This window comes from Janthinobacterium sp. GW823-FHT03B06 (assembly GCF_058796955.1).
Genome location: NZ_JBXAJE010000003.1, coordinates 560,689 through 582,626, shown reverse-complemented (window position 1 = coordinate 582,626; position 21,938 = coordinate 560,689). Strand labels below are relative to the sequence as shown.

At 63.8% G+C, this 21,938-nt stretch carries 19 protein-coding genes; 10 read left to right on the top strand and 9 right to left on the bottom strand.

Features of this window, described 5'->3' with window-relative positions; translation table 11 throughout:
• Positions 1–91: 91 nt before the first annotated feature.
• The 5 genes from AC1RBA_RS13680 to AC1RBA_RS13660 all read right to left on the bottom strand — a co-directional run bounded on the left by AC1RBA_RS13680 (position 92) and on the right by AC1RBA_RS13660 (position 6,296).
• Positions 92–1,411, bottom strand: a complete 1,320-nt coding sequence (locus AC1RBA_RS13680; protein ID WP_070218969.1) for an ABC transporter substrate-binding protein — start codon at positions 1,409–1,411, stop codon at positions 92–94.
• A 58-nt stretch (positions 1,412–1,469) separates the two neighbouring features.
• Entirely contained in the window at positions 1,470–2,528 is a 1,059-nt protein-coding gene (locus tag AC1RBA_RS13675; RefSeq protein ID WP_034752817.1) for a branched-chain amino acid ABC transporter permease, read from the bottom strand.
• 84 nt (positions 2,529–2,612) lie between these two features.
• Positions 2,613–3,509 carry a branched-chain amino acid ABC transporter permease gene (locus tag AC1RBA_RS13670; protein ID WP_175444778.1) on the bottom strand — a complete coding sequence of 299 codons (897 nt, stop codon included), beginning with the start codon at positions 3,507–3,509 and terminating at the stop codon, positions 2,613–2,615.
• A 25-nt stretch (positions 3,510–3,534) separates the two neighbouring features.
• Positions 3,535–4,350 carry an ABC transporter ATP-binding protein gene (locus tag AC1RBA_RS13665; protein ID WP_029496076.1) on the bottom strand — a complete coding sequence of 272 codons (816 nt, stop codon included), beginning with the start codon at positions 4,348–4,350 and terminating at the stop codon, positions 3,535–3,537.
• A gap of 14 nt (positions 4,351–4,364) precedes the next feature.
• Positions 4,365–6,296 (bottom strand): AMP-binding protein, encoded by a 1,932-nt coding sequence (locus tag AC1RBA_RS13660; protein WP_492418634.1) that lies wholly within the window; start codon positions 6,294–6,296, stop codon positions 4,365–4,367.
• 180 nt (positions 6,297–6,476) lie between these two features.
• On the opposite strand from AC1RBA_RS13660, the gene AC1RBA_RS13655 reads away from it, so the two are divergent.
• The 7 genes from AC1RBA_RS13655 to AC1RBA_RS13625 are packed head-to-tail and all read left to right on the top strand — an operon-like array spanning position 6,477 to position 13,520.
• Positions 6,477–7,175, top strand: coding sequence for a Crp/Fnr family transcriptional regulator (locus tag AC1RBA_RS13655; RefSeq protein ID WP_070289386.1), 699 nt, complete (start codon positions 6,477–6,479; stop codon positions 7,173–7,175).
• Positions 7,162–9,225 carry a DUF4132 domain-containing protein gene (locus AC1RBA_RS13650; RefSeq protein WP_230504274.1) on the top strand — a complete coding sequence of 688 codons (2,064 nt, stop codon included), beginning with the start codon at positions 7,162–7,164 and terminating at the stop codon, positions 9,223–9,225. Before AC1RBA_RS13655 ends, AC1RBA_RS13650 begins: the two co-directional genes overlap by 14 nt.
• A gap of 46 nt (positions 9,226–9,271) precedes the next feature.
• A complete protein-coding gene (locus AC1RBA_RS13645) occupies positions 9,272–11,095 on the top strand; it encodes an aminopeptidase P family protein (protein ID WP_492418632.1) in 1,824 nt (607 codons plus the stop codon).
• The gene (locus AC1RBA_RS13640; protein ID WP_046681889.1) at positions 11,095–11,349 is read left to right on the top strand and encodes a hypothetical protein; all 255 of its coding nucleotides are present in this window, start codon (positions 11,095–11,097) and stop codon (positions 11,347–11,349) included. The genes AC1RBA_RS13645 and AC1RBA_RS13640 overlap by 1 nt, the downstream gene beginning before the upstream one ends.
• A complete protein-coding gene (locus tag AC1RBA_RS13635; protein ID WP_070218976.1) occupies positions 11,350–12,090 on the top strand; it encodes an MgtC/SapB family protein in 741 nt (246 codons plus the stop codon). It begins immediately after the preceding gene.
• Between the two features lie 5 nt (positions 12,091–12,095).
• Positions 12,096–12,683, top strand: coding sequence for a DUF924 family protein (locus AC1RBA_RS13630; RefSeq protein ID WP_492418630.1), 588 nt, complete (start codon positions 12,096–12,098; stop codon positions 12,681–12,683).
• Positions 12,684–12,692: 9 nt separating this feature from the next.
• Positions 12,693–13,520, top strand: coding sequence for a Rossmann-like and DUF2520 domain-containing protein (locus AC1RBA_RS13625; protein WP_070289392.1), 828 nt, complete (start codon positions 12,693–12,695; stop codon positions 13,518–13,520).
• On the opposite strand, the gene AC1RBA_RS13620 is transcribed toward AC1RBA_RS13625, so the two are convergent.
• Positions 13,517–15,013, bottom strand: coding sequence for a sensor domain-containing diguanylate cyclase (locus AC1RBA_RS13620; RefSeq protein WP_492402440.1), 1,497 nt, complete (start codon positions 15,011–15,013; stop codon positions 13,517–13,519). The two genes, AC1RBA_RS13625 and AC1RBA_RS13620, sit on opposite strands and share 4 nt — an antisense overlap.
• 224 nt (positions 15,014–15,237) lie before the next feature.
• On the opposite strand from AC1RBA_RS13620, the gene AC1RBA_RS13615 reads away from it, so the two are divergent.
• Positions 15,238–15,600 carry a hypothetical protein gene (locus AC1RBA_RS13615; protein ID WP_070218980.1) on the top strand — a complete coding sequence of 121 codons (363 nt, stop codon included), beginning with the start codon at positions 15,238–15,240 and terminating at the stop codon, positions 15,598–15,600.
• 15 nt (positions 15,601–15,615) lie between these two features.
• Here the strand turns inward: AC1RBA_RS13615 and AC1RBA_RS13610 are convergent, their stop codons facing one another.
• Positions 15,616–16,197: a putative pterin-binding protein gene (locus AC1RBA_RS13610; RefSeq protein WP_070218981.1), complete on the bottom strand. Its 582-nt coding sequence runs from the start codon at positions 16,195–16,197 to the stop codon at positions 15,616–15,618.
• Positions 16,198–16,422: 225 nt separating this feature from the next.
• Between AC1RBA_RS13610 and AC1RBA_RS13605 the strand changes: the two genes are divergently transcribed.
• Entirely contained in the window at positions 16,423–17,004 is a 582-nt protein-coding gene (locus AC1RBA_RS13605) for a porin family protein (RefSeq protein ID WP_070218982.1), read from the top strand.
• Positions 17,005–17,076: 72 nt separating this feature from the next.
• On the opposite strand, the gene ettA is transcribed toward AC1RBA_RS13605, so the two are convergent.
• Positions 17,077–18,744 carry an energy-dependent translational throttle protein EttA gene (ettA, locus tag AC1RBA_RS13600; protein WP_034752850.1) on the bottom strand — a complete coding sequence of 556 codons (1,668 nt, stop codon included), beginning with the start codon at positions 18,742–18,744 and terminating at the stop codon, positions 17,077–17,079.
• A gap of 87 nt (positions 18,745–18,831) precedes the next feature.
• On the bottom strand, positions 18,832–19,716 hold the full coding sequence (gene rarD, locus AC1RBA_RS13595) for an EamA family transporter RarD (protein ID WP_070218983.1): 885 nt from the start codon (positions 19,714–19,716) through the stop codon (positions 18,832–18,834).
• A 237-nt stretch (positions 19,717–19,953) separates the two neighbouring features.
• Here rarD and AC1RBA_RS13590 point away from each other — a divergent pair, with 237 nt between their 5' ends.
• Complete coding sequence (locus AC1RBA_RS13590; RefSeq protein WP_070313096.1) at positions 19,954–21,831, top strand: potassium transporter Kup; 1,878 nt, start codon at positions 19,954–19,956, stop codon at positions 21,829–21,831.
• The last annotated feature ends 107 nt before the right edge of the window (positions 21,832–21,938 follow it).

The following is a 21,938-nucleotide window of genomic DNA, read 5'->3' as shown; positions in this document are numbered from 1 at the left end:
CTACGCTAATCCGACCTACGTGAATGCGGTGTTGGTCGGCGTAGGTCGGGTTAGCGCGTAGCGCGTAACCCGACGCCACGTCGAGAGCCGCTTACTTCATGCACGCCGGCGTGATCTTTTTCTCTTCGGCGTACTTGCCGGACGATTCCTCGACCAGCTTGCGCACCAGGGCCTTGTCGCCGACGATCCATTTCGGCGTGATGGCGGTCCACTTCTTGCCGTCCCACTGCTGCACCTTCACGGCGCCCGAGCCTTCATGGTCGTCGCAGCTGGTTTTCACGGTGGGGAACATGCCCAGCGCGCCCACGGCCTTCTGCCGCGCATCGTCGACGTTCAGGTTTTCCAGGCCCCAGCGCATCTGTTCGCCCGTGATCGGCTTGCCCTTGCCGAATTTTTCCTGCGCCGTGCGGATCGCTTCGACCCACAGGATGCCGGCCGTCACGCCGCGCATGTGGTAGACGGAGCCGATGCGCGACTGGTCGGACAGGTTGCCCTTGCCGGTGGCGTAGAGTTTTTTGCGGATGTCGTCGAGCACGGGGTAGTTGCCCGGCGTATTGAACGTCATCGCCGTGTAACCCTTGGCCGCGTCGCCCGATGGAATCGTGTCTTCCTCGGAGCCGGCCCACCAGACGCCCAGCATTTTGTCGCGCGGGAAGCCGTTGCGCTGCGCCGTCTTGATGGCAACGGAGTTCATCACGCCCCAGCCCCACAGGATTACGTGGTCCGGTTTGGCCTGGCGGATTTGCAGCCATTGCGATTGCTGTTCGCTGCCGGGCGGCGCGACGGGAATCTTGATCAGCTCGAAGCCGTACTGTTTCGACAGCGCTTCCAGTACCGGCAGCGGCTCCTTGCCGAAAGCCGAGTCGTGGTACAGGTGGACGATTTTTTTCCCTTTCAGCTTGTCCATGCCACCATCCTTGTCGCCCAAATATTTGATCATGGCGGCGGCCTGGCTCCAGTAGCTGGAGATCAGCGGATACACATACGGGAAGACCTTGCCGTTGGCGGCGTCCGAGCGGCCGTAGCCGATCATCGTCATGGGGATCTTGTCCTGCGCCACGCGGTCGAGGATGCCGTAGGCGACGCCCGTGGACAGGGTTTCAACCAGGGTGGCGCCGCCCTGCTTGGTTTTCAGGCGTTCATAGCATTCGACGCCGCGCGACGGGTTGTATTCGGTTTCGCATTCTTCCCAGCTGATCTTGACGCCATTGACGCCGCCGGCCTGGTTGACCAGGTTGAAGTAATCGATGATGCCGCCGTAGAAACCGGAGCCGCCGGCCGCGTACGGTCCCACGCGGTACGAGGGCAGGGCGATGTACTGTTCCTTGTCCTGCGCCTGCGCGCTGCCGGCCATGGTGAGTGCGGCACTGGCGATGGCGGCGGCCAGCATGAGCGATTTGATGTGTTTCATTGTGTGTCTCCTCTTGTTTTATTTGGTATTCAAGTGAACCGACATCGACTGCAAAAACTTAATGGGGGAAGGGCCAGAGTCGCAACTTTTCCTTGGCGATCTGCCACAGCCTGGCCAGGCCGTGCGGCTCGACGATCAGGAAGAAGATGATCAGCGCGCCGAACACCATCAGTTCCAGGTTCGAGGCCACGCTGGTTGGCAACGCCAGGCCATGCGCGATGGTATTCAGGAAGACGGGCAGCAGCACGATGAAGGCCGCGCCCAGGAAGGAGCCGAGAATCGAGCCGACGCCGCCGATGATGATCATGAACAGGATGCGGAAGGACAGGTCCAGGTTGTACGCTTCCGGCTCCACCGTGCCCAGGTAGGCGTACGCATACAGGGCGCCGGCCACGCCGCAATAGAACGAGCTGACGGCAAACGCCAGCAGCTTGGTGCGCATCAATCTGAAACCGATCACCTCGGCCGCCATGTCCATGTCGCGCACGGCCATCCACGAGCGGCCCACGTTCGAGCGGATCATGTTCTTGGCCAGCAGCGCCATGCCGGCGACGATCGCCAGCACCAGCAAGTATTTGCTTTGCGGCGTGTCGAACTGGTAGCCGAGGATGGTCATCTTCTGCACCGTGATCACGCCCGAGGAGCTGTAGTTGGTCAGATACGGAATCTTGGTCAGGCACCAGACGACGAAGAACTGCGTCGCCAGGGTGGAGGCGGCCAGGTAAAAGCCGCGGATGCGCAGGGAGGGCAGGCCGAAGGCGATGCCCACCATGGCCGCGCACAGGCCGCCCAGGATGAACGACACCAGCAGCGGCAGGCCGGGCAGGCGCGCCATGAAGTTATACGAGGCAAACGCGCCCACGGCCATGAAGGCGGCCGTGCCCAGCGACAGCTGGCCCGCGTAACCGGTCAGGATGTTCAGGCCCAGCGCCGCCAGGGCGAAGATCAGGAACGGGATCAGGATCGCCGACAGCATGTAGGGCGAGGCGAAATACGGCAGGAGGAAGACGGCGACGAGCAGCGTGGCCGTCAGCGCCAGGCGGTCTTGCCGGATCGGGAAAATCTGGTTGTCAGCCTGGTAGCTGGTCTTGAATTGTCCTGCTTCACGGTAAATCATGGGGTGGTCCTTTGCGGGCTGTTTTGGCTGTTGCCGGGTTACGCGCCATGCGCTAACCCGACCTACGATGCTGTTTCGGTGGTGTTATATGCGACGGATGATCTTTTCGCCGAACAGGCCTTCCGGGCGCACCAGCAGGAACAGCAGGGCCAGCACATATGGGAACCAGCCTTCGATGCCGCCGCCCACCATGGGGCCGAGGTAGACTTCGGCCAGCTTTTCCGACGCGCCGATGATCAGGCCGCCGACGATGGCGCCTGGCACCGAGGTAAAGCCGCCGAGGATCAGCACGGGCAGCGCTTTCAGGGCGATGAAGGTGAGGGCGAACTGCACTCCGTTGCGCGCGCCCCACAGCAAGCCGGCCACCATCGCCACCAGGCCCGCCACGCCCCACACGACGGCCCAGATGCGCTGCAGCGGAATGCCCACGGCCAGCGCCGCCTGGTGGTCGTCGGCGACGGCGCGCAGGGCGCGGCCCACCTTGGTTTTCGAGAACAGCAGGGCCAGGCAAATCACCAGCAGCGCGCAGATGCCGGCCGCCACCACGTCGAACTGCGAAACGATGATGTTGAAATGGTCCATCAGGAAGGGCATCGGCACGTCTTCGATGGGCAGGTCCAGCTTGTGTACCTGCGAGCCCCACATCAGCTGCGCCAGGCCTTCGATGAAAAAAGTCAGGCCGATGGTGGCCATGAAGAGCGTGATTTCCGGCTGGTTGACGAGCGGCCGCAAGACCACCCTTTCAATCGCCATGCCCAGCACGATCATGGTGAGCATCGTCAGCGGGATGGCCAGCCACAAGGACAGGCCGAACTTGTCCATGATGCCGACGCAGGTGAGGGCGGCGAAGAACACCATCGCGCCCTGCGCGAAGTTGAACACGCCCGAGGCCTTGTAGATCAGAACGAAGCCGATCGCCACCAGCGCGTACATGACGCCCGACAGCAGGCCGCCGATCAGCACTTCAAAGAAAAAATTGATATTCATTGCTATTCCTTGTCTGGAGCTAGTGCGCGACACCCAAATACGCGTTGATGACATCCTGGTTGCTGCGCACCTCGTCGGGCGTGCCGTCGCCGATCTTCTTGCCGTAATCGAGCACCACCACGCGGTCGGAGATATCCATCACCACGCCCATGTCGTGCTCGATCAGCACGATGGTCGTGCCCAGCTGGTCGTTGACGTCGAGGATGAAGCGGCACATGTCCTGCTTTTCTTCCACGTTCATGCCGGCCATCGGTTCATCGAGCAGCAGAATCTCCGGTTCGGCCACGAGCGCGCGGCCCAGTTCCACGCGTTTTTGCAAGCCGTAGGGCAGGCGCCCCACGGGCGTCTTGCGGATGGCCTGGATTTCCAGGAAGTCGATGATCTCCTCGGCCTTCTTGCGGTGCTCGATTTCCTCGCGCCGCGCCGGTCCCCAGTACAGGGCCTGCAGCAGGAAATTCGACTTCATTTTGAGGTTGCGCCCCGTCATGATGTTGTCGAGCACCGTCATGCCCTTGAACAGGGCGATGTTCTGGAAGGTGCGTGCGATGCCGGACTTGGCGGCCGCGTAGCAATCCATGCCGCGCCGGTGCTCGCCGCGGTAGATGATCTCGCCCTGCTGCGGGCGGTACACGCCATTGATCACGTTCAGCATCGAGCTTTTGCCCGCGCCGTTCGGACCGATGATGGCGCGGATTTCATGCTGCTTCACGTCGAACGAGATGTCGGTCAGCGCTTTCACGCCGCCGAACGACAGCGAGATGTTCTTCAGGTCGAGGATCACGGGACCCGTCTTGCGGGCCGTGCCGAAATGGGCGTCGGGTTCGTTCATTTGCATCGTGCTGTGCTCCATCATGCGGCCAGGCCCTGGGGCCGGTACGTTTTGCTGTCCCAGATCTGCAGGTTGGCGCTGGTCGAGCCAAGGCGGCCATCCTCGAATTTCACCTGGGTCTCGATGTATTGCGTTGTCTTGCCCTCATACAGGGCGGAAATGAGCACCGCGTACTTTTCGGCGATGAATTTGCGGCGCACCTTGCGCGTGCGCGTCAGTTCGTCGTCGTCCGGATCGAGTTCCTTGTGCAGCACGAGGAAGCGGTGCACCTGCGTGCGGTCCATCAAGGGGTCGGCCGCCAGTTCCGCGTTGACCTGCTCGATGCAGTCGCGGATCAGGCCATAGGTTTCGGCGCGCGCCGCCAGGTCCGTGTAGCCGGAGTAGGCGATGCCGCGCCGCTCGGACCAGTTGCCCACCGCTTCGATGTCGATGTTGATGAAGGCGCACACCTGGTCGCGCGCATGGCCGAAGGCCACCACTTCCTTGATGAAGGGGAAGAACTTGAGCTTGTTCTCGATGTAGTTGGGGGCGAACATGGCGCCGCAATTCATCTTGCCCACGTCGGCCGCGCGGTCGATGATTTTCAAATGGCCTTCGCTGTCGAACACGCCCGCGTCGCCCGTGTGGAAGTAGCCGTCGTTGTCGATCACTTCGGCCGTGGCGTCGGGACGCTTGAAGTAGCCGCTCATGGTGGCGGGCGACTTGACCAGCACTTCGCCATTGGCCGCCAGCTTGACTTCCACGCCTGGCGCCGGCAGTCCGACGCTGTCGAACTTGATATTGCCGTCCGGTTGCAAACACACATAGGCGCAGGTTTCGGTGGAGCCGTACAGCTGCTTGAGGTTGACGCCGATCGAGCGGTAGAAGCGGAACAGGTCGGGGCCGATGGCGGCGCCGGCCGTGTAGGCGACGCGCACGCGCGACAGTCCCAGCACGTTTTTCAGGGGGCCGTAGACGAGCAGCTCGCCCAGCTTGTAGCTGAGACGGTCCGTCAGCGAGACTGGTTTGCCGTCCAAAATCTGCGCGCCGCAGCGCTTGGCCATGTCCATGAAATGGCTGAACATGCGGCGCTTGATGCTGCTCGCGTCTTCCATGCGTATCATCACGCTGGTGAGCATGTTTTCGAACACGCGCGGCGGCGCGAAGTAGCAGGTGGGGCCGATTTCGCGCATGTCGATCATCACCGTGTCGCCCGATTCGGGGCAGTTGACGGTAAAGCCGGCCACCATGGCCTGCGCCAGCGAGAACAGGCAGTCGCCGACCCACGCCATGGGCAGGTAGGACAGGATGTCTTCATTGTCGGTGAGCTGGTCGAAGGCGACGCCGCCTTCGCCGGCTGCCAGCAGCGCCGTATGGCTCTGGCACACGCCCTTCGGTTTGCCCGTGGTGCCCGAGGTGTACAGGATCACGGCCGAGTCGCTGCCCTGGCCCGCTGCCACGGCGGCGTCGAAAAACCCCGGATGTTCGCGGTCGTAGGCGCGGCCCAGCGTCTGCAGGGCGGCAAAGGACGTCAGCTCCGGCTGGCGGTAATGGCGCATGCCGCGTTCATCGTCATAGGCGATGTGGGCGACGTGCGGATACAGGGCCTTGAGTTCGAGCAGCTTGTCGACCTGCTCCTGGTCTTCGACGATGGCGTAGCGGATTTCCGCATCCTGCAGCACGTAGGCCATGTCGGCGGCCGGCGCGTCCTGGTAGAGTGGCACGGGCACGCCGCCCAGGCTTTGCGCGGCCAGCATGGCCCAGTACAGGCGGGGACGGTTGTCGCCGATGATGGCCAGATTCATGCCGCGCCGGAAGCCGATGGCGGCCAGGCCGCAGGCCAGCGCGCGCACTTCCTCGTTGACCTCGGACCAGGTCCAGGTTTGCCAGATGCCCAGGTGTTTTTCGCGAAATGCGGGCTTGTCGGATCGTACTGTCCCGTGTTGCAATAAGCGCCGCGGAAAAGTCGGCATTGCTGCTGTGGTATGCGTTTGCACCAGTGTCTCCCTGTTGCTTGTCTCAGGACCCACCTCGTTGGATGGCGCTCTGTGTTTTTTATGTGTAAGGCGTTTGTGCAATGATAGTAGCCTGCGTTAGTTTGCCGAGTTGTCTTTTCGGGGACATTTACCCACTTTTCGATGGTGCATCGCACAATGATCAATCCTGATATCAGCCTCAAGGATGCCGTGCGCGCGGCTCACTGGGCGCAGCTGCTCGACCCCGTGCAAATGGCCCGGGTCGAGGCCGATGTGTTCGAGACTTTCGTGCCGAAAGGCGGCTTTGTCTGCCGCAAGGGCGAGCCGGTGGACAACTGGATCGGCGTCATCAGCGGCATGGTCAAGATGAATAATTTTTCCGCTTCCGGCAAGGCCATGACGTTTACGGGCTTGTCACCGGGCAGCTGGTTTGGCGAAGGTTCGCTGCTCAAGCGCGAGATGCGCAAATACGACACCATCGCCGTGCGCGATACGCGCGTGGCGCGCCTGCCCGCCACCACCTTCCACTGGCTGCTGGAAACGAGCCTGCCATTCACGCGCTTCCTGCTGATGCAGCTCAACGAGCGCCTGGGCCAGTTCATCGGCATGATGGAAAACGAGCGCCTGCTCGACCTGAACACGCGCGTGGCGCGCTGCCTGGCCTCGATGTTCCACTCGCACCTGTACCCGAGCGTGGACACCCTGGTGCAGCTGTCGCAGGAAGAAATCGGCCTGCTGTCCGGTTCCTCGCGCCAGCGCGCCAACCAGGCCTTGCAGGTGCTGGAAAAAAAGGGTTTATTGCGCCTCGATTACGGCGGCATCCGCGTGCTGGACCTGGAAGGCTTGCGCCGCTACGAGGCCGATGATGGAGACTGAGATCTCCAGCCGTGCCGCAGCGCTGCGTGCACGCCTCGAGGGCGCTGCCGTCGACCATGCGCGTTTCGCGGGGCCGCCGGTCGATTTCAGCGACTGGACACCGGAAGAACTGGGCGCCGTCTGGGGTGCGCTGCACCGCGCGGCGGGCTTCGGCCATGACGATTATGCTCGGCGCGAACTGGCGCTGGCGCTATTGGCGCAAGCGAGCAGCATGAACCTGGCACCGGCGCTGGCAGGCGAGATGTTCCTCGATGCGCTGGACGCGGCCCGCGTGCACGACTGGGACTACGCAATCGGCTGCGTGGCTTGCCTGCGCGGCGCGCCACCGGAAGGCAGCGCGCAGCTGGCGCTGCGCATCCTCGATGAACCGAAGCATTGGGGCGAACAGCATTTTGCCGCCTGGCTGCTGGCGCAGCTGGCCGGCGGCGACGCCCTAACCCAGTTCGGGCAGATGATGGATGAGCGTCATGCGCGCTACCCGATGCCCTTGACCTTGCAGGAACTCACCGTGCTGCCGCAGCTGGCGAAAACGTCGCTGCTGGCGCTGGCCGGCTCGCGCTACAGCGGCCACTGGAACCGCGACAGCATCGGCGAGGCCGATCCCGCCGACGTGCTGGCCGACGATGCGGTGTATGTCGATTTTGCGCGCACGATACTGGAGCAGGCGGCGCGCCATATCGCCGCCATCCATGACGGCAGCGTGCCGTATGCTGCCGATGCCGCCTTTGCCACGGCAGATTCTCCGGTGCTGGCGCGCGCCGCGCGGGTGGCGTCCTATCGCGACGATGCCTGGTTCAGGCCCGTGATTACCGTCCTGCTGCCGTTGGCATGCGTGGCGCCTGGCGCGGCCAAAAGCGCGCCGTCGCAATCGCTGGCGATGGCGCTGGGCCATGCGGTGGAAACCATTCCCACGCCCGAAAGCCTGCAAGCCCTGCGCGCGGCGCTGGCCCAGGTGCGCCATGCGGGCATCCGCAAGAAACTGGAACGCAATCTGAAACCGGCCGAACGGGCGCTGGCCGAACGGCCCGATATCGCCTGGAGGATCGGCATGCCGGGTCCCATGGGCAAGCGGCGCCAGACCATGCTGGCGCGCCGCCTGGAAGCGGGCTACGCCAGCGAGGTGTGGTTTGGCCTGGACCAATGGCGTGGCCTGCGCGACGATGCCGATATCGACGCGGTGGCGCGCGCGCTGGTCTGGCGCACGGGCGATGGGCTGGCCTTCATGCTCGACGGGAAGGGCGCCATCGACGCGCAGGGGCAGCCGGTGGATGTGCCGGAGCAAGGCGAGATCGGCCTGTGGCACCCCTTGCATGGCAGCGGGGAAGAGCGCGCCGCCTGGCAAGCGCTGCTCGCGCGGCGGCGCCTGCGCCAGCCGCTGCGCCAGGTTTATCGCGAAATATATGCACCGCCCGGCGACGGCGGCGCCCCATTTGCCGGCTACCAGCTGTCGCTGCCCACCTTGCTGGGACTGGCGCGCCGCGAAGGCTGGCACCTGGACCACGATGAAGGCCTGTCGCGCCAGTTCGGTGCCTGGCGCGTGTCGCTGCGCATCGAGGGACACGTGTATCCGGGGGCGGGCGGCGCCTGCACGTCAAACGGGCTGGCGCCCGCGCAGATGATGCCGATGGCGCCGGTGGCGTATTCGGAAGCGTGCCGCGCGGTGGACCTGCTGGTCAGCGTCAGCGCCTTGGCGCTGGTGGAGGAAGAGCAAAGCGTGGAGCGCGAACAGCGCCTGTTTTACCTGGCCAACCTGGCACCGGGGCCGATGGCGGGCATGCGGCGCGCCGTGCTGGAACAGGTATTCGCGGACCAGATCGAGGATGGCCGGATGACGCTCGAAGCGCGCCACCTGATGGTGGGCCGGCATGCGATCCACCTGACCACCGGCAGGGTCACGAAGGATGGCGCCGAGGCGGTGATCGAGGCGGTAGCGCAGGGGAACAAGCTGGGCGCCGTGCCGTGGCTGCCCTACGACGAGGCGCTGCTGGAAAAAATCGCCGCCGCCGCCGGGGCGCTGCTGGCGTTGCAGCGAGTGCAACCCGGCTGCTAATCGCGGTATCATAGACGCTTCCCAGCACCGCTCCATTTTCGCTCCCATGCAGACACCAGACCAATCCACTCCCGCCTCCCGTTTGTCGCAGCTGCGCGGCGCCATGCGCGCGCAGCACATCGATGCCCTGATCGTGCCATCGGCCGACCCGCATTTGTCCGAGTACCTGCCGGCCCGCTGGCAGGGCCGCGAGTGGCTGTCGGGTTTTACGGGTTCCGTCGGCACCCTGGTGGTGACGCAGGATTTCGCCGGCGTGTGGACCGATGGCCGCTACTGGGAGCAGGCGGAAGACGAACTGGCCGGCAGCGGCATCGTCCTGAAGAAAATCCCGTCCGGCGCCAGCGTGCTGTATATCGACTGGCTGGGCGAGACCATGCGGCCGGGGCAGACGGTGGCCGTCGACGGCGCCGTGCTGGGCCTGGCCAATGCGCGCCTGCTGCAGCAGGCGCTGGGCGCGCAAGTGACTCTGCGCACGGATACCGATGTGCTGCAAGCCGTGTGGCCGGATCGTCCGGCCATGCCCGCCGCGCCGGTGTATGAGCATGCTGCCGCGTATCCAACGCTGTCGCGCACGCAAAAACTGGCGGCCCTGCGTGCCGGCATGGCGGCGCACGGCGCCAGCCACCACGTCATTTCCACCCTCGACGATATCGCGTATTTGTTCAACCTGCGCGGCGCCGACGTCAACTACAACCCCGTCTTCCTCGCGCATGCGCTGGTGGGCCCTGAGCGCGCCACCCTGTTCGTCGCCGACGGCAAGCTGCCCGCCGCCCTGCGCGCCATCCTGGAGAGCGAAGGCGTGGACGTGGCCGCGTATGACCGCGCGGCCGCCGCGCTGGCCGCCCTTCCGGTCGGCGCCACCCTGCTGCTGGACCCGCGCCGCGTCACGTTCGGCACGCGCCAGGCCGTGGCCGAGGGCGTGCGGGTGGTCGAATCGATCAACCCCACCACCCTGGCCAAGTCGCGCAAGACGGACAGCGAAGCGGCGCACGTGCGCGCCGCCATGGAGCAGGACGGCGCCGCCCTGTGCGAATTCTTCAGCTGGTTGGACGCCACCCTGGCCGACCCGCAGCGCGCGCCGTTGACGGAAATCGGCGTCGACGCGCACCTGACGGCCGCGCGTGCCCGCCGCGCCGGTTTTGTCAGCCCCAGTTTCGGCACCATCGCCGGCTTCAATGCGCATGGCGCCATCATGCATTACCACGCGCATGCGGATTCGGCCGCCACCATCGAAGGCGATGGCTTGCTGCTGATCGACTCGGGCGGCCAGTACTGGGGCGGTACCACGGATATCACGCGCGTGGTCCCCGTCGGCACGATCACGGCAGAACACCGGCGCGATTTCACCCTCGTCTTGCGCAGCATGATCGCCCTGTCGCGCGCGCAGTTCCCGCGCGGCGTGAAGTCGCCCATGCTCGATTCGATTGCCCGCGCGCCCCTGTGGGCCGAAGGCATCGACTTTGGCCACGGCACGGGCCATGGCGTGGGCTTTTTCCTCAACGTCCACGAAGGGCCGCAATCGATTTCGCAGTCCGCCATGCCGGAGCCGCAGACGGCGATGGAACCGGGCATGATCACCTCCATCGAGCCGGGCATCTACCGTCCCGGCCAGTGGGGCATCCGCATCGAGAACCTGGTGCTCAACGTGCCGGCCGATACGACGCAGTTCGGGGAATTCCTGCGCTTCGAGACATTGACCCTGTGCCCGATCGACACGCGCTGCGTGGAACGCTCGCTGTTGCGCGACGACGAGGCGGCCTGGCTCAACGACTACCACGCCACCGTGCGCGCGCGCCTGGCGCCGCACCTGGCGGCGCCGGCCGATGCGCCTGCGCTGGCGTGGCTGGAACAGCGCACGGGAGCCATCTGATGCGCTCGACCCGCGCCACGTCCGCCATCGAGCGGCTCAAGGAACGCACCGGCAACCGCCTCTACACGATGGCGCGCACGGGCGATGAACTGTTCTTCCTCACGGAAGGCCCCGGCTTGCCGCCCCTGTGCCCGCCGCTGGAACTCGACGCCTTCGTCGCCTTCGTAAACGGCCTGGGACCGCAAAAGGCGCGCCGCGTCAGCAAGCTCGACGTGGCGTTTGAAAAGCAGCTGACCAAAAAACCCCAGGATTAAATGCCGACCATCGACTTCCTGCGCGCCTACTGGTCGCCGGCCGAGCTGGCGACGAATGGCGTGATCCTGCTGAACCTGCTGGGCGCGCTGCTGCTGGGCTTGCTGGTGGGGTACGAGCGTTCGTATCACGGGCGCGCGGCCGGCATGCGCACCTACAGCCTCGTGTGCATGGCCTCGGCCGCGCTGACCGTGCTGGGCGGCTATCCCGAGTTCTGGTACGGCGGCCATGGCGCCGTCGTCGGCAGCGATCCCACGCGCGTCATCCAGGGCATCGTCACGGGCGTGGGTTTTCTGGGCGCCGGCGTCATCATGCGCGAGGGCTTCAATATCAGCGGCCTGACGACGGCCGCCTCGATCTGGGCTTCGTCCGTGATCGGCATCATGGTCGGCATCGGCTTTTATCTATCGGCCATGGGCCTGGCCTTTTTGTGCGCGATGGCGATGATTTTTCTGTCAAAATTGGAGAACTGGCTGCCGTCGCGCCATGCGGTGGCCATCACCATGCGCTTCAAGCAAGGCTTCATTCCGCGCGAGGATGCGCTGCGGCGCATGGCCGCCAAGCGCGGCTACGACATCGCCGGCGGCTCGCTGACCATCGGCAGCACGGACGGCATGCAGGAATGGCGCTTTGTCGCCATCGCGCATGGCAAGAACACGGGCGCCAGCCTGTCGGCCATGTCGGCCGAACTGGCCGCCTTCGACGGCATCGCCGGCTTCCAGCTGTCGCATGCACGCAACTGAAAAGGATGGACATGGACCCCCAGGCTCAAAAAGTACTCGATTTCTGGTTCCTGCCGCCGGATCACCCCGGCCACGGCCAGGCGCGCATGGAATGGTTCCGCAAGGATGACGGTTTCGATGTGCTGATACGCGCGCGTTTCGGCGCGCTGATCGATGCCGCCATAGCCGGCGGCTTGGGTGAATGGGATGCGACGCCGCACGGCGCGCTGGCGCGCCTCATCGTGCTCGATCAGTTTACGCGCAATGTGTACCGCGGCACGCCGCGCGCCTTTGCCGGCGACGCCTGGGCGCTGGCGCTGGCCGTCGCCATGACGCAGCAGGGGCTGGACCAGCAGCTGCCGCCGATGCTGCGCGCCTTCGTGTATTTACCGTTCGAACACGCGGAAGACCTGGCCATGCAGGCGCGCGCCGTCGAGCTGTTCCAGCGCTTGTCGCAGGCGCAGCCCGGTTTTGACAGCATGCTCGACTACGCCGAGCGCCACCAGGAAGTGATCGCCCGCTTCGGCCGCTTCCCGCACCGCAACGCCATCCTCGGCCGCGCTTCCACGCCGGAAGAAGTGGAATTTTTGCGCCAGCCGGGATCGAGCTTTTAGACAATCATCATGAACGTGACATTGAATATCATCGGCGCCGGCCACGTGGGCAAGGTGCTGGGCCGTCTGTTCGCCGGCGTGGACGGGATTGCGGTGCAGGATGTGCTGACGCGCTCGATGGCGTCGGCGCAGACGGCCGTGGACTTCATCGGCGCCGGCACCCCCGTCGACAGTTATGCGGCCTTGCGCCACGCCGACGTCACCATGCTGGCCGTGTCGGACGACCAGATCGGCCCGGCCTGCGCGGCGCTGGTGGCCGAGGGACGTCAGGCGGGCGCCATCGTGTTTCACTGCAGCGGTGCGCTGGCCTCGAACGTGCTGCTGGCGGCCACGCAGGCCGGCGCCTTTGTCGCCAGCGCCCACCCGATCCGCAGCTTCGCCGACCCGCAGCAGGTGGCCGCCACCTTCGACGGCACGTTTTGCGGCGTGGAAGGCGACCCGCTGGCGCTGGTTTTCCTCACGCCGGCCTTGATCGCCATCGGCGCGCGCCCCGTGCCCATCGATCCGGCCGCCAAGACCCTGTATCACGCCGCTGCCGTCTTCGCCAGCAATTACCTGGTGACGGTGCTCGACGCGGCCTTGCGCGCCTACCAGGCGGCCGGCATTCCCGAACCGGTGGCGCGCGAACTGGCGCAGCCGCTGGTGACGGAAGCGGTGGCGAACGTGTTTCGCCTGGGGGCCGCGCCCGCGCTGTCCGGCCCCATCGCGCGCGGCGATTCGGCTACCGTGCAACGCCAGCAGCTGGCCGTGCAAAGCTGGGATGCGGCCACGGGCGAGTTGTACCGGGCACTGGTGGCGCCCACGCAGGACCTGGCCCGGCGCAAGTCCGCGCTTTAAGCGGCGTGCAGGCGGTTGCGGCCCTGCTCCTTGGCCTGGTACAAGGCGCTGTCGGCGCGCGAAAAGAAGGCCGATTCGCTTTCCTCTGGCCGGTACTCGGTCACGCCCAGGCTGATCGTCACGGGGACGCGCGGTTCGGGCAGGCCGAAATCGTGGCGTTCGATGGCGGCGCGCAGGCTTTCCGCCACTTCCGCCGCTTTGGCCAGGCTGCAGTCATTCAGCAGCACCAGGTATTCCTCGCCGCCCCAGCGCGTGATGACGTCGCTTTCGCGCACGGTGGCGCGCGCCACGTCCGCCACGCCACGGATGACCTTGTCGCCCCACAGGTGGCCGTGGGTATCGTTGACGCGCTTGAAGAAATCGATGTCGAAGAGGATGGCCGACATCGGCTGTTCATTGCGTTTGGACAATAACATCGCGCGCTGGAACAGCAATTCCAGCGACTGGCGGTTCAATAGCCCGGTCAGCGCATCCGTCGAGGCGATGCGCTCGATGCGGCGCTGGTAGCGGTTCACCGTCAGCAGGGTCAGCAGCAGTACCAGCAGGGTGACGCCAAAGCTGATGGCCAGGTTGAAGATGAACACGCGCTGCAGCGACTGGACTTCGTCGCTGACGTTTTGCTCGACCACCAGGTACCAGCCCAGTTCGGGAATGAAACGCGAGTTGACGAGGATTTGCGCGCGGCCCAGCTGGTACGACAAATGCGTCGGCTCGCTGCGGTGGTTGATGATCTGCTCGGCAATGGCGTTCACGCCGGGCAGGCTGCGGATGTTGCCGTGCCCGTTGCGCACGCTCTTGCCTGCCAGCACCAGGGAGCCGGCGGCATCGACAAAATAGATGTTGCGGTGGAAGCGCGCCTGGTAGCGGTCGATGATGTGGCTCATGGTGGCCAGGGTCAGGCCGATGCCGGTGGCGCCGATGAACTGGCCATCGTAATCGACCACGCGGTGGTTGATGAAGATGGTCATGCTGTCGCGGTTGGCCATGTCCACGTCGACATTCGTTTCATAGTCGGTCTTGTCCATGGCGCGCACGCGGTAGTACCAGATGTCGCGCGTCGCCTCCGGACTGACGGATTTCAAGGTGCCTTCCGCGTAATAATATTTGCTGCTCTTGTCCGAGACGAGAAAGCTGGTGATGGCGCCGTACTTTTTCTTGACTTCGGCCAGGTAGCGCACGATCTGTTCCGGCTTGTTTTCGCCGGCCAGTATCCAGTCGCGCACGAAGGTGTCGTGCGCCATCAGCGAGGAGATGAAGACGGGGCGCAGCATGTCCTTCTGGATTTCCGAGTAAATATTGTCGCCCGTCAGCGGCAGGGTCTGGTCTGCGATGCCGTGCTCGATGGCCTGGCGCGAAGCCAGGTAGCTGGCCAGGCTGGTGGCCATGAAGCCCGCCCCCAGGATCAGGGTCAGGAGGATAAGCAGGCGGTATTTGATCGACAGAAGACGCATGGAGACGAGGTAGTGGCAGGCGGGAAGGCCATGGTGAGGCAAGCTAAAAGTATGCAGCAGGGCGGATATTGGCGCAATGATAACTGGTTTTATTGACAATTTATGCTGGCGAACGCGACAAGATAACCACGACTTACCAAATAAAAGTGCCGATTTGTCGACAAAGATGCAAATTAGCAATAAGATTTGATGAGGGGAATCATTGCGCATCGCCCCTGTCTTGCCGCCCGTTTCAGGCGCGGGACATTCCGCGCAGGGAGTGTTGCATGTTATTTTTAAAGAGTACGTCCGTTAGCAAGGCCCCCGGCATCTACGAGGTCGACATCGCCGCCAAGCCGCCAGGCAAGACCTTCGGCATTTTTCTTGCCACCGATCCCGACCATCCGCCGCTGGCCTTGCTGGAGCAATTGAAGGCGCTCGGTTTCGAGAACACCTATAGTTCGCCCTACCTGCACAAGGATTCGGGCAAGGTGCTGGACCTGCATTTCCAGAAGGATGGCACGGATATCTTCAAGGGCTGGAAAACCGAGGAGTGCACGCACAACCTGGCGGCCATCACTGCCCTGTTCGAAGAGCACGGCATTACCATCGCGCCACGGGTGATGTCGATGGCCGAAGCCTACGCGTAATTTATCTCAACCGCTTCAACCCGCCTCCACGCCGATGTGATACAGCGCCCACGGGCAGCTGGCGAAGCGCTCGGCCAGGGGCAGGGCCGCCACGGCCGCGATGCGGTCCGCGTCGTGGATCGCCCATAGCGGCCCCAGGCCGCCCAGCGCCATCGGCTGCCCATCGAGGTGGGTGGCGACAATAAAACGCTGTGCGCGCGCCTGCGCCATGGTCAGCGCCGCCGCATAGCCATCCACGGCGCGCAGCAGCAGGCGGACCTCGCCTTCCTCGGGTGCGCCCGCCGCCTTCAAGACATCGACCAGCAGCGGCCCGCGCAGCGCATGCGCCTTGCCGTCGTATTCCAGGGTGGGGCGAATCGTGTGTGCCGGCAAGTTCGTCAGCGCCGCAAAGTCGAATGCCCGCGCCCGCTCAAAACTGATTTTCTGCTTGTGCATCATCTGGTCGCGCACGGCGTCGAACGGGCCCCGGTTCGGCTTGTCGACGCTGCCCGTGACGGTCAGCAGGGCAGGACCGCGCAGGCCGGCGGGCGCCGCCCGGCCGATGGCCGGCAGGGTGGCTGCCGCCATGGCGGCGGCGAGAAACTGGCGTTTGTGCATGCACTGCTCCTTCGGACTGAAAATCGTTAATGTACTTAAGTCTAGCTTAAGTTCGTTCAACGGTGCGCATTTTACGGTTATTGTCAGTTTGCAATTTCCGCTTACATCTTGTCACAGTTCTTACGCAATGGAGAAAGACTTAGCTTTTTTCGGCTGTTATTGTGTACTCATCGCACTTCGCTGAACTGCGAATCCAGGCACCATTCACTAATTGAGAGAGAGAACATGATGAAGAAGAAAATCCTGTTTGCAATGATCGCTTCCGTTACTGCACTGACCGGCATGAGCGCCGCGCACGCCGAAGGCGCCTATGTGGGCGCCGGTGTCACGGGCAACCGCTACAACTTCGATATCCCCGGCGCCACCAGCGCCGATAATCACAGCGGCTACAAGGCCGGCGCCAAGATCTTCGCCGGTTACGATTTCGATAAAACCTGGGCGGTCGAGGGCGGCTACGCCGATTTCGGCAGCAAGGATTACAGCTATGTCACCGGCGCCGGCAACGGTTCCGTGAAAAGCGATTCGCACGGCTACTACCTGGCCGGCAAGGCCACCATGCCGGTGAGCGACAAAGTCGGCGTGTTCGGCAAGCTCGGCGTGGCCAAGGTCAAGAACAGCTTGAGCGGCACGGGCCTGTCGACCGGCATCAGCGGCAATGACAAGACGGGCGTGTACGCTTCCGTCGGTGCCCAGTACGCGATCAACGAGAAAGTCTCGCTGACGGCGGAAGTGGAACACTTCGGCAAGAGCGCCGACCAGGGCCGCAAGGCCACCGGTTTGGCACTGGGCGCACGCTACAACTTCTAATTTACTGGAAGTTTGCTGAAAAAAAAGGCAGTTACCGCGAGGTAACTGCCTTTTTGCATTGCCAGAGATAAATTACGTCGTCAATGGCTTGTAGCGGATACGCTTCGGTTTCGCGCCTTCTTCGCCCAGGCGTTTCTTCTTGTCGGCTTCATATTCCTGATAGTTTCCGTCAAAGAAGGTGACCTGCGAATTGCCTTCGAACGCCAGGATGTGCGTGGCGATACGGTCGAGGAACCAGCGATCATGGGAAATGACCATGACGCTGCCGGCAAATTCCAGCAGGGCGTCTTCCAGCGCGCGCAAGGTTTCCACGTCCAGATCGTTCGACGGTTCATCGAGCAGCAGGACGTTGCCGCCCATCAGCAGGGTTTTCGCCAGATGCAGACGGCCGCGTTCACCGCCGGACAGGTTGCCCACTTGCTTTTGCTGGTCCGAGCCCTTGAAGTTGAAGCGGCCCAGGTAGGCGCGCGACGGCATTTCGAAGCGGCCGACCGTCAGCATGTCGGCGCCGCCGGAGACGTCTTCGAACACGGATTTGTTGTCAGCGAGACTATCGCGGTTCTGGTCGACGATGGACACGCGCGCCGTCTGGCCGATGGCCACTTCGCCGCTGTCCGGCGTTTCCTTGCCGGTGATCATCTTGAACAGGGTCGACTTACCGGCGCCGTTGGGGCCGATGATGCCGACGATGGCGCCTGGCGGCACGGTAAAGCTCAGGTTATCGATCAGCAAACGGTCGCCGAACGCTTTCGACACGTTCTTGAACTCGATGACTTCATTGCCCAGGCGCTCTGCCACGGGAATGAAGATCTCCTGCGTTTCGTTGCGCTTCTGGTATTCGTGCTCGGACAGCTCGTTGAAGCGGGCCAGGCGGGCTTTCGACTTGGCCTGACGCGCTTTCGGGTTCTGGCGCGACCATTCCAATTCCTTCTGCAGCGCTTTCTGGCGCGCCGATTCCGTCGCTTCTTCCTGCTTCAGGCGGGCTTGCTTCTGGTCCAGCCAGGTCGAGTAGTTGCCCTTCCATGGAATGCCGTGGCCGCGGTCCAGCTCCAGGATCCACTCGGCCGCGTTGTCGAGGAAGTAGCGGTCATGGGTGATGGCCACCACGGTGCCGGGGAAGCGCAGCAGGAATTGTTCCAGCCAGTCGACCGATTCCGCATCCAGATGGTTGGTCGGCTCGTCGAGCAGCAGCATGTCCGGTTTCGACAGCAGCAGCTTGCACAGCGCCACGCGGCGCTTTTCGCCGCCGGACAGCACGCCGATGGTGGCGTCCCACGGCGGCAGGCGCAGCGCGTCGGCGGCCATTTCCAGCTGCAGATTCAGATTGCCGCCGTCGGAGGTCGAGATGATCGCTTCCAGGCGTGCCTGTTCCGTGGCCAGGGCGTCGAAATCGGCGTCTTCCTCGGCATATGCGGCGTACACGGCTTCCAGCTTGGCTTGCGCTTCAAACACTTCGCCCAGGCCCGACTCGACTTCCTGGCGCACGGTTTTTGCCGGGTCCAGCTGCGGTTCCTGCGGCAGGTAGCCGATGTTCAGGCCCGGCATCGGCACGGCTTCGCCCTGGATGTCGGTGTCGATGCCTGCCATGATTTTCAGCAGGGTCGATTTGCCGGAGCCGTTCAGGCCCAGCACGCCGATCTTCGCGCCTGGGAAGAAGGAGAGGGAAATATCTTTCAGAATCTGGCGCTTGGGCGGGACGATTTTGCCCACGCGATTCATGGTGTAGACGTAATTTGCCATTAGAAATCTCGGGTGATATACAAAGACGGACAGGATACGGTAAACGCCCGCTTCCGGCCAGCGCTGCGCGCTGCCGGAACGGACCGATCAGGCGGCCAGGCGCGCGCGGCGGCTACTCCACAGGCCTTCGGCCGCATACAGGCCCAGCGCCGTCCAGATGACGAGGAAGCCCAGCATGCGTTCGGGCGTGAACGATTCGTGGAAGACCCATACGCCGATCAGGAGCTGGCCCGTGGGGGCGATGTATTGCAATAGCCCCAGCACGGCCAGCGGCAGGCGGCGCGCGCCGGCGGCGAACAGCAGCAGGGGAATGGCCGTGATGGGGCCGGACGCCAGCAGCAGCGCGCGCGTGGCGGTGGAATCCGTATTGACGAAGCCGCTCTGGCCATGCCAGGCCAGCCACAGCATGTAGGCCAGCGCCAGGGGAAATAAAATCAGGGTTTCGAACGACAAGCCTTCCAGCGCGCCCAGCGCGGCCGTCTTGCGCAGCAAGCCATAGCCGCCGAACGTGGCGGCCAGCAGCAGGGCGATCCATGGTACTTGCCCCGCCTGCCAAGTGAGCCAGGCCACGCCGCAGGCGGCCAGGCCGATGGCCAGCCACTGCAGGCGGCGCAGGCGTTCGTGCAGCAGCAAAAAGCCCAGCATGACATTGATCAGGGGCGTAATGAAGTAGCCGAGGCTGGCGTCGACCACGTGGCCGTTGTTGACGGCCCAGATATAGATGAACCAGTTGGCGGACAGCAAAAACGCGCTGGCGACGAAGCTGGCCACCACCTGCGGCTGGCCTTTCAGGGCGCCCAGCCAGCTCCACTGGCGGCGCACGGTCAGCACGATGCCTAGAAACAACAGCGACCAGACCATGCGGTGCGCCAGGATTTCCTGTGGTGCAATCTCGCCGATGGCGTGGAAATACAGGGGAAACAGGCCCCAGCACAGGAAGGCGAGGGAGGCGTACAACATGCCTGGATTCATGATGGGCTTCGCTGGAGAGTAGACAGTCTGTCATTATGGCTGAAAACATCGGGGGCTGCCCGGCGCCGCTGGCGAAGCGTAGAATGGCAACAAATCAATGGCCGCAAGCCCGCGCAGCAAGGCGGAGCGGCACAAAACCACGACTTTGGGGCAGCCCGTAACCATGCAAAAATACTCTTGCTATTTGCTAATACCTATCATATTGTGCGATGCAACAAAACAAAAACGGGTGCAATCTTGACGTCGGAACATAAAAAAAGCGGCCTGGCCGGCTTGACGCTGGCGGCCGTCGGGATCGTTTACGGCGATATCGGCACCAGCCCGCTGTACACCCTGAAGACGGTCTTCGACCCGGCCCACGGCCTGGCGCTCTCGCCCGAGAATTTGCTGGGCATCGTTTCGCTGATTTTCTGGGGCCTGACGCTGATCGTCTCGCTCAAGTACGTGACCCTGGTGCTGCGCGCCGACAACCGCGGCGAGGGCGGCATCATGGCCCTGATGGCGCTGGTGCTGTCGTCCGTCAGCCGCCTGTCGCGCTGGCATTTTCCGCTGATGGTGATCGGCGTCTTTGGCGCCACCCTGTTCTATGGCGACAGCGTGATCACGCCGGCCATTTCCGTGCTGTCGGCGATCGAAGGCCTGGAAGTGGCCACGCCCGCCTTCAGTCCCTACGTGGTGCCGCTGACCATCGCCGTGCTGGTGGGCCTGTATTCCGTGCAGTCGCACGGCACGGCCGGCATCGGCCGCTATTTTGCCCCCGTCATGGTGCTGTGGTTTGCCGCGCTGGCGGGCATGGGCGTGGTCAACATCATCAAGTCGCCCGCCGTCCTGGCCGCACTCAATCCCCTGCACGCGGCGACCTTCCTGATGAATAACGGCTTCGTTGCCTTCGTCGCCCTGGGCGCCGTGGTGCTGGCGCTGACGGGTGCCGAGGCGCTGTACGCCGACATGGGCCACTTCGGCAAGAAACCGATCCGCCTGGCCTGGTTCCTGATCGCCTTCCCCGCGCTGGCGCTGAACTACCTGGGCCAGGGTGGCTTGCTGCTGGCCCATCCCGAAGCCGTCTCGAATCCGTTTTACCAGCAGCTGGGCGCGTGGAGCGTGTATCCGCTGGTGATTTTGTCGACCATGGCTACCGTGATCGCCTCGCAGGCCACCATTTCCGGCACCTTCTCGATGACCAAGCAAGCGATCGCGCTGGGTTTCCTGCCGCGCATGCGCGTGCGCCACACGTCGGAAAGCGAAATCGGGCAGATCTACATCCCCGCCGTGAACTGGCTGCAGCTGGCCGTGGTGCTGCTGGCCGTCATCGGCTTCGGCTCCTCGGAAAACCTGGCCGCCGCCTACGGCATTGCGGTCACGGCCACGATGCTGTCGACCACCATCCTGACCTTCTTCGTCATCCGTTACCGCTGGAAGATGAACCTGGCCCTGTGCTGGGCCGCCACGGGCTTTTTCCTGATCATCGACATCAACCTGGTGTCGGCGACCGCCTTGAAACTGTTCCACGGCGGCTGGTTCCCGCTGCTGCTGGGTTCGATCTTGTTCATCGTCATGCTGACCTGGAAACGGGGCCGCCAGCTGGTGTTCCAGAACCTGGAAAAGCATGCGATTCCGCTCAACGATTTCCTTTCGTCGCTGTTCATCGCGCCGCCGCTGCGCGTCCCCGGCACGGCCATCTTCCTGCGTGGCGAAACGGATGGCGTGCCGCATGCGCTGCTGCATAACTTGCTGCATAACAAGGTTCTGCACGAGCGCGTGATTTTCCTCACCGTCTTCATGCATGAAGAGCCGTGGGTGGCGCCATCGGAGCGCGTGCGCGTGGTGGAGCTGGGCCACCAGTGCTACCAGGTCAACGTGCATTACGGCTTCAAGGATGAACCGGACATTCCGGCTGCGCTGGCGCAGTGCGCGCAGCAGGGACTGGACTTCGAGATGATGGAAACGTCGTTCTTTATCGCGCGCCAGACTATCATCTCGACGCCGGGCGCCGGCATGATGCCGTGGCGCGAGCACCTGTTCGTCACCATGTCGCGCAATGCGCGCACGGCGGCCGACTACTATCAGATCCCGAGCAACCGGGTAATCGAACTGGGCACGCAGGTGGAAATCTAGACGCGACAGTGCGGCGGAATGGTTGTTGTGACAATGTTGTATTGTTGCGCAATCTTCCGCCGTGCTTACGTCTGCTTACAAATTGGCTGCGCGACTCCTGTTAAACT